The 12145-nt window shown below is 60.9% G+C and carries 10 protein-coding genes and 2 pseudogenes; 6 read left to right on the forward strand and 6 right to left on the reverse strand.

The features are described from left to right. Positions 1–415: 415 nt before the first annotated feature. The 3 genes and pseudogenes from JL39_RS21770 (at position 416) to JL39_RS21780 (ending at position 3728) form a co-directional block, all read left to right on the forward strand. Positions 416–1106, forward strand: a pseudogene (locus JL39_RS21770) (OmpW family protein). Positions 1107–1311: 205 nt separating this feature from the next. Next, on the forward strand, positions 1312–2376 hold the full coding sequence (locus tag JL39_RS21775; protein WP_037155790.1) for a serine hydrolase: 1065 nt from the start codon (positions 1312–1314) through the stop codon (positions 2374–2376). A gap of 188 nt (positions 2377–2564) precedes the next feature. Then, the gene (locus JL39_RS21780) at positions 2565–3728 is read left to right on the forward strand and encodes a GGDEF domain-containing protein (protein WP_037155793.1); all 1164 of its coding nucleotides are present in this window, start codon (positions 2565–2567) and stop codon (positions 3726–3728) included. 402 nt (positions 3729–4130) lie between these two features. On the opposite strand, the gene JL39_RS21785 is transcribed toward JL39_RS21780, so the two are convergent. The 5 genes from JL39_RS21785 to JL39_RS21805 form a co-directional block, all read right to left on the reverse strand. Beyond that, a complete protein-coding gene (locus JL39_RS21785; protein WP_037155796.1) occupies positions 4131–5117 on the reverse strand; it encodes a WD40 repeat domain-containing protein in 987 nt (328 codons plus the stop codon). 58 nt (positions 5118–5175) lie between these two features. Next, positions 5176–6261, reverse strand: a complete 1086-nt coding sequence (locus JL39_RS21790) for a GTP-binding protein (protein WP_037155799.1) — start codon at positions 6259–6261, stop codon at positions 5176–5178. Between the two features lie 116 nt (positions 6262–6377). Next, positions 6378–6782 carry a type II toxin-antitoxin system VapC family toxin gene (locus JL39_RS21795; protein ID WP_037155801.1) on the reverse strand — a complete coding sequence of 135 codons (405 nt, stop codon included), beginning with the start codon at positions 6780–6782 and terminating at the stop codon, positions 6378–6380. Next, complete coding sequence (locus JL39_RS21800; protein ID WP_037156125.1) at positions 6779–7036, reverse strand: type II toxin-antitoxin system prevent-host-death family antitoxin; 258 nt, start codon at positions 7034–7036, stop codon at positions 6779–6781. Before JL39_RS21800 ends, JL39_RS21795 begins: the two co-directional genes overlap by 4 nt. Before the next feature lie 67 nt (positions 7037–7103). Continuing rightward, positions 7104–7895, reverse strand: a complete 792-nt coding sequence (locus JL39_RS21805; protein WP_037155804.1) for a creatininase family protein — start codon at positions 7893–7895, stop codon at positions 7104–7106. A gap of 84 nt (positions 7896–7979) precedes the next feature. On the opposite strand from JL39_RS21805, the gene JL39_RS21810 reads away from it, so the two are divergent. Together JL39_RS21810 and JL39_RS21815 are read left to right on the forward strand one after the other, a co-directional pair. After that, entirely contained in the window at positions 7980–8474 is a 495-nt protein-coding gene (locus JL39_RS21810; protein ID WP_037155806.1) for a MarR family transcriptional regulator, read from the forward strand. A 125-nt stretch (positions 8475–8599) separates the two neighbouring features. After that, positions 8600–9623, forward strand: a pseudogene (locus JL39_RS21815) (LacI family DNA-binding transcriptional regulator). Positions 9624–9638: 15 nt separating this feature from the next. On the opposite strand, the gene JL39_RS21820 reads toward JL39_RS21815, so the two are convergent. Beyond that, positions 9639–10412 carry a gamma-glutamyl-gamma-aminobutyrate hydrolase family protein gene (locus JL39_RS21820; RefSeq protein ID WP_037155809.1) on the reverse strand — a complete coding sequence of 258 codons (774 nt, stop codon included), beginning with the start codon at positions 10410–10412 and terminating at the stop codon, positions 9639–9641. Positions 10413–10720: 308 nt separating this feature from the next. Between JL39_RS21820 and JL39_RS21825 the strand changes: the two genes are divergently transcribed. After that, a complete protein-coding gene (locus tag JL39_RS21825) occupies positions 10721–11827 on the forward strand; it encodes a TRAP transporter substrate-binding protein (protein ID WP_037155812.1) in 1107 nt (368 codons plus the stop codon). The last annotated feature ends 318 nt before the right edge of the window (positions 11828–12145 follow it).

Raw genomic sequence — 12145 nt, forward strand, 5'->3', positions numbered from 1 at the left:
AGCGCGCGTATCCGCCTGGCCCAGCCGCATGCCGGCTGCTCGTCACCCTCAAGGCCGCCATCCGGGACAACAAAGCATTCGAGCTTTGACAACCAACAACACAGTTGCGCGGGCTTCTGCCGAGGATATGCCGTCGCTTGCTAAACTTTTGATTATATAGCGATAATTTTGAAAATTTTGAGGTGGGTAGGTGCTCGGGACATCCTCGGGTTAAACCCGAGGACGAGCATGACGAAAGAGGAGTTGCCGCTCTTGGTTTTGTCAGCAGTCTGCGGCTTTTTATGCGACAAATTTGCCACTCCGCCTCATAAGCCGGCCTCCCCCGGCAAGCGGTTGATCCTGATCAAACCGTCCCTCTTTTCCCAGGCCTACCGCTCTTTCTGCAAAGATCATTGCTGATTCAAGGAGAGGTTAAATGAACATGAGCGGTGTACGGCATCTGAGATGGCTCGCAGGCGTCAGTGCGGCTTTTTTCGCATTCGGGGCGGCGGCGGCGGACCTGACGCCGGCTCCGGCTGCCCCGGTGGCAGAGGAAGCAGTGACTGGGCAAAGCCCGTGGCAGATCCGCGTACGCGGGTTTGGGCGTCATCACTGAGGATGAGGGCTCGGTGAACGGCGTTCCGGGTTCGGACCTTTCCTATTCCGACTCGGTGATCCCGGAACTCGACATCACCTATTTCTTCACCGACAATATCGCCGCCGAACTCATTCTCGGAACGACCTATGCGAACATCAAGGAAGACGGCGCGGTCGGCGTTCCGGTCGGCCGGGCCTGGCTCCTGCCGCCGACACTCACGCTGCAATATCATTTCACCGATTTCGGCGCCTTCAAGCCCTATGTCGGTGCGGGCGTCAACTACACCTTCTTCTACAATCAGTCGGAAAAGGACGGGTTCCACAACCTCGACGTGGAAAACCATGTCGGCGCTGCCTTGCAGGTGGGCTTCGACTATATGATCGATCAGCACTGGGGCGTGAACTTCGACGTCAAGAAGATCTTCCTCGAAACCGACTGGAAGGCCGATCACGACGTCCTCGGCCCGCTCAGCGGCAAGGCGAAGATCAATCCCTGGCTGATCGGCGCCGGTGTCACCTACCGGTTCTAAAAAAAAGAACAACGAGGGCGGTGGGTAGGCGGACGACGCGGCGAAAGCCGCGTCGTTTCCTGCTTTTTCCGGCGGCCGTCGCGCCAATGAGGCAGCGGGTGGCGTCCTCCTTCGCCTCTCACACCCCATCACCTTGGCGTGAATCCGGCGCTTGAGCCAACAGAAGTGCCTGCAAATTCTCATCCGATGCTCTAGCCTGCGGCACATGATCACGCGCCGTGCTGCTTTCCTGTCCCTGCCGTTCGTCTTTGCCGCTGCCCGGAGTTTGGCGCAGGGTGCAGCCTCCGCGCTGCCCGTGCCGCAACCGCCGGCGCTACCACAGGATATGGCGCTGAAAGCGGTTCTCGACGCAGCTGCGGAACTCGAACCGTTGAAGGTCGTGCTCGTCAGCCGCGGCGGCGAGATGCTCGCGGAACGGGCGTTCAACGGCCGGTCGAGCAATGCTTCAAGCAACATCAAGTCGGCCTCGAAATCGATCGTCTCCTGCCTCGTCGGCATCGCCATCGACAAGGGGCTGCTTGAAGGCCCGGACCAGAAGATCGCGCCGATCCTGAAAGCCGATCTGCCGCAAAATCCCGATCCACGCATCCACGAGATCACCATCGGCCATCTTCTCTCGATGCAGGCGGGGCTCGGGCGCATGTCCGGCCCGAACTATGGCCGCTGGGTTGCGAGCCGCAACTGGGTCCGTTTCGCGCTTGCCCAGCCCTTCGACGATGATCCGGGCGGCGGTATGCTCTATTCCACCGCCTCGACGCACCTGCTGTCGGCGATCCTCACCAGGGTCGGCCGGAAATCGACGCTGGCGCTGGCACGCGAATGGCTGGCGCCGGTCGAAGGTTTCCGCATCGGCGCCTGGGACCGTGACCCGCAAGGCATTTATCTCGGCGGCAATCAGATGGCGATGACGGCCCGGTCGCTGCTTGCCTTCGGCGAGCTTTACCGCAACGGCGGCAAGACGAAATCCGGCGTGCAGGTCGTCTCGAAGAACTGGGTCGACCAGTCCTGGACGCTGCGCACCAATTCCCGCTTTTCCGGCGACGGTTATGGCTACGGCTGGTTTCTCAGGAATATCGACGGCGAGGAGGTGAAGTTCGGCTGGGGGTATGGCGGGCAGATGCTCTATGTCATTCCATCGCTCGACCTCACCGTCGTCATGACCTCCGACGACAGCGGTCCCTCCGCCCGCAACGGCTATCGCGACGATCTGCACGATCTGCTTGGCGGGATCATCGGGGTCGTCCGGCAGGCGTTGAATTCTCATCCCTGAGTTGAAATCGATAAAATTCTAACGACTGCGCGCACGATATCGAAAGGAGGTCGTATTACGGTTTCCTTGATTAGGGCTGGGCCTCCCAAATACGCAATCCATCCGGAACTGCCGGATCACGTCCGATGAGCCGGGCGCATCTTGCGGAATGCGAATTGGGCGGGTTGCAACCCTGGCGGGGGAAGCACATGACGTTCGATCTCCGGACAATATATGCGATGACGGCGGTTGCCTGCGTGGTGCTGGGCATGCTCCAGTGCGCCGCCTATTTTACAGGGCGCTTCGAGCGCTGGCTCGCCTGGTGGAGTGCCAGCAATTTCCTCGTCGGGATCGGCTCCTTCTTAATTTCCCTTCGCAGTATCGCGCCGGACTCCATGACGGTTCAATTCGGCAATGTCCTGACGGTCGCCGGTTGCGTGCTCCTGCCGGCATCCATGCGCATCTTCGTCGGGCGCACGGTCAGCCTTCTCCATTGCAGCCTCGTCATCGCCGTGCTCGGCATCCCCTTCGTTACGATTTTCAGCGCCGATGATGCGTCACTCCAACGCATTGCCTATGGTTCGGCGGTCTATTGCCTGCTCGATCTGGCGGTCGCCCGGGAGGCCCATCGCCTCGGGCGGGAGGAGAAGCTTTATTCGGCGGAACTTGCCGTCGGCTTGTTCGTGCTGACGGCAATGCTCTATGCCAGCCGTTCCACCATGGCGATGACGGGCCTGCTGGGCGACGGGAACCTGTTCAACGGCGGTGATGCGGTGCATGCCTGGGTAGCACTTTCGGCCATGGTGTTTCTCACGCTCCGCAGCATGGTCATCATGCTGATGGCGGGGGAAAGGGCAAGCGCCCGGCTCAGGGCCGCAGCCTATTGCGACGCGCTGACGGGCGTGCTCAACCGTGGGGGATTGGTACGGTCATTTGCCGAGCTTTCCCCGAAGCCGCTGGCCGTGCTGCTGATCGACATAGATCATTTCAAGCAGCTCAACGACGCCCATGGCCATGCCATGGGAGACGAGGTGCTGAGGGCGTTCGCATCGTCTGCAGCGAACGCGCTCGACGATGGTGATCTCATCGCCCGTCACGGCGGCGACGAATTCGTGATCGTGCTGAAAGAGCATTCGCTCGAACAGGCGGTGGCGATTGCCGAACATATCCGTCTCGCTTTCGTCACCTCGCTTCGCCGCCTCGGCGACCGGCTGTCGGTCCTGCCAACGCTCAGCATCGGGGCGGCGGCCGAAAGTGCGGGTCCTGTCGATCTCGAAGCCCTGCTTCACAAGGCGGATCAGGCGCTCTATGCGCGCAAACGGCGGGGGCGCAATGGAGTCGATGCCTTCAGGGAGGATGTGCTCGCGGCTTGAGAGGCGGGGACGAAACCGCCGGCGCAGAACGAATTTCTCCTGTTATTTGAATGATGGCCGCGGAAAAATAGCGCCTCCGCATCCCCGTGTTTCGCCTGCCGGCTATTCTGTTTTCGTCATCGGGCAGGGAGCCGGGTCGCGAACCGGTCGCCATACGGGCAAGCAATCCGGCGCCCGGTGATGGTTGCGAAGGCCGGTCAGGCGTCGTCAGGACAAATGACCTGCTCACGCCGGAAAACGGGAACTGACACCTCCCGTTGACCGCGAAAGCATGAGGCCAGAAGCGATCGGGCAGGCGGACAAGCCTGACATCAATACCACGCAATACCCACTGCCTGCCCATCCCACCCCTCGGGATCAGGCCGTGGCGGAGTTCTCTCCGCCGCGGGTCTTTGTGCTGATTTATGCGGAAATATCCACTACCCCGCAATCGCCCGCTTCCGACGAGAAAGCCAGAAGCTTGCCGCTGGCGCTCCAGCTCAATCCCGTAATCGCGCCGTTACCAGGACGGCGGAGCAGCGCCTCCTTCTGATCGGCGATCCTGACGCCCAGGATCATGCCATCGATAAAGCCGATGGCGAGCACCTCTTCAGCCGGATGGAACGCGACCTGCGTCACCATGATATTGGCGCGGGTGCCGAGCTCCAACGGCGCCTTGCCCATCGGCCCGTCCTTCGAGGAAAACGGCCAGACGATCGCCGCCGGCGCGCCGGAAGAGGCGAGCCACTTGCCCTTCGGCGACCAGGAGAGCGATTTCACCTTGGCGGGATAGCCGGTCATGCGCATGTGGCGGTTCTCGCCCGGCTTGCCGTCCAGCTTCCAGCCGTGCAGCGCGTTTTCCTGCATCATCGTGACGAGGAAACGGCCGTCCGGTGAGAAGGTGACGCCCGTATGCGCTCCCTTCCATTCCAGATCGACCGGCGGCGCATTGGTGCCGACCCAATGTAGGGACACGCCGTTGTAACGAGCGGCGGCGATGCGCAGCCCCTTGGCGGCAAAGGCAAGGCCTTCGATGCTGCGGCTCTCGGGAAATTCCTTCAGCGAACCGTCATTCTGGCGCACGAAGCTCGACTTGCCGTGGGCATAGGCGACCGCGTTCTGCGGGCCGCCGGCCACGACGCTGATCCATTTGCGCGGTGCTTCGGCAACAAGAGTTGCCGCGCCGTCCTTGCCGATGCGGAAAACCTTGCCATCCTCACCGCCGGTAATCAGCGTCGGGCTGAAGGGATCGCGGATGCAGGTCAGTAAGCCCTGATGGGCTTCGGTGACCTTTTCGCCGCTGTCGAGGCGGTGGATCGTGCCGGCGGCTGTGGCGAAGAATGGAATGTCGCCGAGGAAATGGGCCGCGACGACATGGCCTTGCAGATCAAGCGGTGCAACAGTCGGCATCAGGCAATGTTTCTTTCAGGCACGGCGTTATCTGAGAACCGCTCGACATTTTCCGGCATCATGCGGCCGCCTCGCAGGCCCTGAAGCTCTTCTCGATCTTCTCGGCGTCGAGATCGCGGCCGATGAAGACGAGGCGGGATTCGCGCTTCTCGCCATCCTTCCACGGGCGCTGGTGATCGCCCTCGATGATCATGTGGACGCCCTGCACGACATAGCGTTCCTCGTCGCCCTTGAAGGCGATGATGCCCTTGAGGCGCAGGATGTTCGGGCCGTCCGTCTGGGTGAGTTTCTGGATCCAGGGGAAGAAGCGTTCCGGATTCATCTCTCCGCCGCGCAGCGAGATCGATTTTACTGTCACGTCATGGATCGGCGACACGTCGCCATGGTGATGATGGTGGTGGTCATGATCGTGATCATGATGGTCGTGATCATGGTGGTGATGGTCATGGTCGCAATCCGGGCCGCAGACGTGGTCTTCGTGACCGTGCTCCAGGAAATGCGGATCGTTTTCCAGTGCACGTTCCAGGTTGAAGGCGCCCTGGTCGAGAACGCGGGCGAGATCGACGCCCGAACGGCTCGTCTTGTAGACGCGGGCGGCCGGGTTGATGGCGCGCACCACGTCTTCCACCCGTGCCAGTTCTTCCGGCGTGACGAGGTCGGTCTTGTTGACGATCACGACATCGGCGAATGCGATCTGGTCTTCGGCCTCGCGGCTGTCCTTCAGCCTGAGCGGCAGGTGCTTGGCATCGACGAGCGCCACGACCGCATCGAGTTCGGTCTTCGAACGGACGTCGTCGTCCATGAAGAAGGTCTGCGCGACCGGGACCGGATCGGCAAGGCCCGTCGTCTCGACGATGATGCCGTCGAAGCGACCGGGGCGACGCATCAGGCCTTCGACCACTCGGATCAGGTCGCCGCGCACCGTGCAGCAGACGCAGCCGTTGTTCATCTCGTAGATTTCTTCGTCCGACTCGACGATCAGATCGTTGTCGATGCCGATCTCGCCGAATTCGTTGACGATGACCGCATATTTCTTGCCGTGGCTTTCGGAGAGGATGCGGTTCAGCAGCGTCGTCTTGCCGGCGCCGAGATAACCGGTGAGCACGGTAACGGGAACGGGCTTCTGTGTGGCTGTTTCGGTCATGGAAAACCTCGAGGGATATGGGAGCGTCCACGATACGCAATTGCAGGCGCGGAACTTGGTTCGCCTCATATAAGGGCAAGCCGCGGCGACTTCAAAGGGTTTTGAATGTTATAAGATCACATCGGGTCGCCTAGAGGTGAAACGGCCGATTTGACATCCGTTTGTGCGAAGTCGTTGCCGACATAAAGAAGCGGGCAATCGAGTTCCCGGGCGGTCGCATAGGAAAAGCAGTCGCCGAAGTTGAGCGAGGCCCTGTGAAAGCTCTTGCCCCATTGGGCGTAGGCTGCGGCGGCCCGTTCAGCTCTTACTTCGTCGACCTCGATGATGGTGATAGGAAGCTGATCGATCAACGCGGTGAGACCGGGAAGGCATTTCTTCCTCCGCGCGACAATCAGTGCTTCCGTCAAGGTCGCCGCACTCAGAAAAATATTCACTTCTGCTGCCAGCACTTCCCGGCAGGAAATTGCCATCGCTTCGTTATTGACGATGGCAATCAATGCCGAGGTGTCGACAACGATCATCCTGGCATGCCGTCATCATCGTAAAGAAAATCCTGGCTCCGCTCAGCGGGCACATCATCCATAGCAGGCTTCGGTGCCATAGCTCTGATCTCGTCGATGAGCGCCCTGCGCTGTTCCCTTGTCAGGCTGGGTTTAATCGGCACGATCCGGGCGATCCTATGGCCCCGGCGCGTCAAGACAACGTCTTCACCGGATTCAGCACGATGAAGCAACTCGGTGAGGCTTGCTTTCGCCTCGCTCACAGAGATTTCCATTCTGCGCTCCATTTGGTCCATTCAGTTGGTCCAAAATAACATCAACGACGTCGCGACTCAAGCGCGTTCACTGCAGGCTCATCACATCGAACCTCGCCACGTCCTCCAGCAGCTCGATGATGCCCCTGACCGCGTGGGCGACGAGCCGTTCGCCGCGTTCCGCGGTCGCGGCGGCGGCATTGCCGGCGACGCCCTTTTCGTTGAGGTCCGACATCTTCCAGCCGAAGGCATGCGGGCCATAGGCGCGCAGATGTTTGAAATCCCGGATGAATTCCGACTGACGGGAGCCGAAGTTTTCCGCCTTCGCCATATCGACCCTGTCCGGATGAAGCGCCAGCATCACCGAGGTCTCGATATCGCCGCCATGGATGTCGATCGCCTTGTCCTCAGGCTTGATCCAGCCCCCGGGTTGGCCGAAACGCGTCCAGCTCGTCGCCACCACCAGCATGCCGAAGCGCACGCGCGCCTCGGTCGCGACGATCGTCATCAGCGGGGAATTGCCGCCATGGGCATTGAGCAGGACAAGCTTGCGGATGCCGTTTGCATGAAGTTCTGCGGCGATGCCGAGCCAGCGATTGACCGCTTCATCGAAGGCAAGCGTTTTCGTGCCGGCGACATCCATGTGTTCTATCGAATAGCCGACCGGCTCGACCGGTAGGAAGGTCACTGGCAGGCCGGTGGGGAGGGCGGGAATGAGCCGTGCGACAAGCCCCTCGGCAATCAGCGCATCGGTTTCGAACGGCAGGTGGGGACCGTGCTGCTCATGCGCCCCGAGCGGCAGGACGGCGATCCAGCCGCGCCTTTCTGTGGACGCACCTGTTGGATCATTGTCATGATAGCGTGGCAAGGGGTGCGGCATCTGGCGGTAATTTCCCGGTTTCGGTATGGATAGCGCGAAGCTGATATAAGGCTAAAATCCGACAGCACAAAACAGGCGGAGCCGATGAGCAAGAAGAAGAGTGAGAAGAAGGCCAAGTCGGGCAAGAAGAAAGGGCTCGATAGCCTTTCGGCCGCCGACCTCGCTCCGGCGATCACGCAGGCGGCGCGATCGATGCGCACCGCGCTCAGTCGCAGCCTTGGCGAGAGCGGGCTTTATGCCGGCCAGGACGGCGTCATTCTGGCGCTTGCCGAGGAGGACGGGCTGACCCCCGGACAGCTTGCCGCAAGACTCGGCGTGAAGGCGCCGACCATGACACGCACGATCGGCCGGATGGAGGCGCAGGGATTCCTGGAGCGCCGCCCCGACGGAACCGACGGCCGGCTCACGAACGTCCACCTGACGGAGATCGGCCTGAAAAGCGTCGAACAGATCGGCCGCTCGGTCGCCGATTGCGGTTCGCTTGCGGTGAAGGGCCTTTCCGACAAGGAGGTACGCACGCTTCTGAAGCTGCTCAAGGCCGTCGAACACAATCTCCAGCCTGCGCTCGCCGGCGACTGACCTTGGCGAGCGCGATGCGGCCCTGAAAAATTGCCGTCACAGGATTGTCGTGTGGAATTAAATTGTTTATTTAAAATTTAATTCCGGCAACTGAAAAGCAAAAGCGGCCGGTGGCGAGGGGGGAAATGGCGCAGAAGATCAAGTTGTCGACGATTGCCGAGAGCCTCGGTCTTTCCACCGCCACCATTTCGCTTGCACTTCGCGACAGTCCGCTCGTGGCGGTCGATACGCGCGAAAAGATCAAGGAACAGGCGCGTGCGCTCGGCTATATCTACAATCGCCGCGCCGCCAGCCTCAGGACTTCCCGCTCAGGCATCATCGGGGTCGTGGTGCACGACATCATGAACCCGTTCTACGGGGAAATTCTGAAAGCGATCGAAAGCGAGCTCGACCGCAGCCGCCATACCTTCATTCTCTCCAACCATTACGATTCGGTCGAGAAGCAGCGAACCTTCATCGAAACCCTGCTGCAGCTCGGCGGCGACGGGGTCATCATGTCGCCGGCGATCGGCACGCCCGTGGAGGACGTCAAGCTCTGCGAGCAGAACGGCATGCCGGCGATCCTTGTTGCCCGCTCCATGGAAGGCGTCGACCTGCCCACTTATCGCGGCGACGACAGCTACGGCATTTCGCTCGCCACCAACCACCTGATCGGGCTCGGGCACCGGGTCATCGCCATGATCGGCGGTACGGACCAGACCTCGACGGGCCGCGACCGTTACCAGGGCTATGTCAACGCCTTGCGCAAGGCAAACATAGAGGTGGATCCGAACCTGCGCATCCCCGGCCCACGTTCCAAGCAGGGCGGCTTCGAGGCGGCGGTGAATTTCCTCTCGCTGCCGCAGAAACCGACGGCGGCGGTCTGCTGGAACGATCTCGTGGCGATCGGCCTGATGAACGGCATTGCCCGCGCCGGCTACATGCCCGGGCAGGATATTTCCGTGACCGGTTACGACGATCTGGAGGAAGCCTCGATCGCCACGCCGGCCCTGACCACGGTCTCCAACGCCCAGGCGGGAAGTCGGCAGGCTTGCGGCACGCGCGCTGCTCGACCGGCTGGCCGGCAGCCACGAGCCGGATGGCCTTCACCTGATCAAGCCGGAAATGCGCATCCGCCAGTCCACGGGCATCTACAAGCCGCGGAGTTGACGCGGGCAATGTCCGTCAGGCGGCGACGCTGGCCAGCGCCTTGCGGGCGGCATAGGTTCGCACGGCGTCGCCGAAAGCCTTAAAGAGCGCGCGGGAGGGGGCATCGGTTTCCGCCCAGTATTCCGGATGCCACTGCACGCCGACGGCGAAATTCTTCGCATCGATCACCGATACCGCTTCGATCGTGCCGTCTTCTGCCGTCGCTTCGACCCTCAGCCGCGGTGCGGTTTCGGCGATCGCCTGGCGGTGAAGCGAGTTCACCTGGACCTCGCCTGAAAGGCCGAGATGGTTCGCAATGCAGGAGCCTTCCCGGACGAAGACCGGTTGGCGGATGGCATACATGTCGTCGCGATGGGGAACATCCGGCTTGCGATGGTCCCATGTGCCCGGCTGCTCCTGTATTTCACTTGCGAGCGTACCGCCGAGCGCCACATTCAGCTCCTGGATGCCACGGCAAATGGCGAGCAGCGGGATGCCCCTGTCGATGGCGCTGCGGATGAGCGGCAGGGATGTCGCGTCCCGGGCCGGATCGAAAGGGCCGTCGCTATCCCTGGCTTCCCTCCCGTAGAGAGATGGATGGACGTTCGTCGCAGAGCCGGAAACCAGCACGCCGTCGACCCGGTCGAGGATGGCGTCGATCTCGTTGCCTTCTTCGAATGCCGGAATGATGAACGACATCACCTCGGCCACTTTCAGCGCCGCCTGGACATATTGGTTCGGCGTGGCGTGCCAGAGGGCTCCGTCCAGTTCGCGGATGTCGGCGGGCACGGCGACGATCGGTTTCGGCATTGGAATCTCCACGTGAAGCAGGCGGGCAAGCGCCTTGCTTCTTGTGACGCCGGAAGCCGTTTCAAGTCAAGTTCGCGGCATGTCCCGGGTCGGATATTGCACAAAGAATAAGCAATTCTCCGTTGAATTTCTTCAATAATCTCCTTTCCGAGCGGGTGCGACGAAAGTCTAAGGTCAAAAGACCTGCCGGTATTAAGGATTATCGGGGGCAGTGCTTGCAACCCATTGAGCAACATGTTTACTTCGCGGCAGAGCCGGGGGGATGGGAACGGATAACCCTGCGGTTTCATCTTTATGGGAGGTATTTTATGGATCGTCGTTCATTCTTCAAAAAGGCTGCCGTGACGGGGGTCGGGGCTGCCGCTGCAACGACGTTGGCCGCGCCGGCCATCGCGCAGACGAACCCGAAGCTCACCTGGCGTCTGACGTCTTCATTCCCGAAGTCGCTCGACACCATCTATGGCGGCGCGGAAGACATCGCCAAGCATGTCGCCGCCGCAACCGACGGCAATTTCACCATCCAGACCTATGCGGCCGGTGAGATCGTCCCGGGCCTTCAGGCGGCCGACGCCGTCAGCGCCGCGACGGTCGAAATGTGCCATACCTGCTCTTATTACTATGTCGGCAAGGACCCGACCTTCGCCATCGGCACGGCCATCCCGTTCGGCCCCAATGCCCGCCTGACGAATTCCTGGTTCTATGAGGGCAACGGCAACAAGCTCCTGAACGAATTTTACGCCACCCACGGCCTCTACGGCATGATTGCCGGCAATACCGGCGCGCAGATGGGGGGCTGGTTCCGCAAGGAAATCAATACGGTGGACGACTTCAAGGGCGTCAAGATGCGCATTGCCGGTCTTGCCGGTCGCGTGGTCGAGAAGCTCGGCGTGGTGCCGCAGCAGATCGCCGGTGGCGACATCTATCCGGCGCTGGAAAAGGGCACGATCGACGCGGCCGAATGGGTCGGTCCGTATGACGATCACAAGCTCGGTTTCTACAAGGTCGCGAAATATTACTACTATCCGGCGTTCTGGGAAGGCGGCCCGGTTATCCACGCCATGGTCAATCTCGACAAGTGGAACAACCTGCCGAAGAACTACCAGGCCGCGCTGACGGACGCCTGCGCCTTCGCCAACACCAACATGATGGCGAAGTACGACATGAAGAACCCCGTGGCAATCAAGCAGCTCGTCGGTGAAGGCACGATCCTGCGCCCGTTCAGCCAGGACATCCTCGAGGCCTGCTTCAATTCGGCCATGGATGTCTACAAGGACATCTCGTCGAAGAACGAGTGGTTCAAGAAGATCTACGAGGACCAGGCGGCGTTCAAGCGGGAGGGCTACCTCTGGATGCAGCTTTCGGAATACACCTACGACACCTTCATGATGATCCAGCAGCGCAGCGGCAAGCTCTGACCGGTCATCGAGCCTGGTTTCAGGAACCCCGGATCGAAAGGTCCGGGGTCAGCTTGTTGACAAACCTCCCGGCATGCAGGACGTCATCCTCGGGCTTGTCCCGAGGATCTGCTGCCGCTTACCAAGATATTGGTTATATTGGGATAATTTCGAAAATATAGACGTGGTTAGATGCTCGGGACAGGCCCGAGCATGACGAAAGAGAAGTTATCGCCCTTTGTCAGCAGTCTGACCCCGGATCGAAAGGTCCGGGGTTTTTCTTTATGGGAAATTTGGCGGTTGCGACGGGTTGTGCGGTCTCGACAACTACGCGTGATT

It is taken from the genome of Rhizobium sp. YS-1r (genome assembly GCF_000757525.1).
Lineage (GTDB): Bacteria > Pseudomonadota > Alphaproteobacteria > Rhizobiales > Rhizobiaceae > Neorhizobium > Neorhizobium petrolearium.